Source organism: Burkholderia sp. AU4i (assembly GCF_000466765.1).
GTDB classification, from domain to species: Bacteria; Pseudomonadota; Gammaproteobacteria; order Burkholderiales; family Burkholderiaceae; genus Burkholderia; species Burkholderia cepacia.
Genome location: NZ_ASSI01000427.1, coordinates 1 through 676, shown reverse-complemented (window position 1 = coordinate 676; position 676 = coordinate 1). Strand labels below are relative to the sequence as shown.

General features: G+C 65.1%; 1 protein-coding gene and 1 pseudogene. Both read right to left on the bottom strand.

Annotated elements, in window-relative coordinates; translation table 11 throughout:
* Positions 1-226 (bottom strand): annotated as a pseudogene (locus L810_RS43260) (RNA polymerase sigma factor RpoS); the annotation flags it as partial.
* A gap of 11 nt (positions 227-237) precedes the next feature.
* The coding region (locus L810_RS43255) for a murein hydrolase activator EnvC family protein (RefSeq protein WP_042978465.1) at positions 238-676 on the bottom strand (439 nt) is incomplete at its 5' end.

The window sequence follows — 676 nt, the reverse complement described above, 5'->3', positions numbered from 1 at the left end:
GCAGCAGCGTGCGGAAATCGTCGACGTCGGGCGACGCCTCGGGCCGGCCTTCGCGCTCGTCGTCGCCACCGTCCGCCTCCGCGTCGCGCGCCTCGAGATCACGTTCGTTATCCGCGTTGTCGTCTTCGTCGTCCGTCGAAGCACCCGCTCGCCCCACCGATGCTTGCGTGGCACGACTGATCTTCTCAGACTCGGCTTGCGGCTCGTGGCGCTTCGATTTCGGCATGGTCGTCTCGGTTATTGAGGCGGCAAATACTTCAGCGGATCGACAGGCTTACCCTGCCGGCGAACCTCGAAATGCAGCATCACGCGGTCGGAATCGCTGTTACCCATCTCGGCGATCTTCTGCCCCTTCGTCACCGCGTCCCCCTCTTTTACCATCAAAGCGCGATTGTGTGCATACGCCGTGAGGTAAGTTGCATCGTGTTTGATGATAATGAGGTTGCCGTAGCCACGCAGGCCATTGCCGGAATAAACGACGCGGCCATCGGCTGCCGCCTTCACGGCCTCGCCGGCCGTACCGCCGATATTGACGCCCTTGTTCTTCGCGTCGTCGAACCCGTTCAGCACGGGGCCGCGCGCGGGCCACGCGAACGTCACGGGGCCGCTCGGCGCAGCTGCCGTGTCGCTCGATGCGGCCGCCGCGGCAGGCGGCGTCGCGACCGACGACGTACCG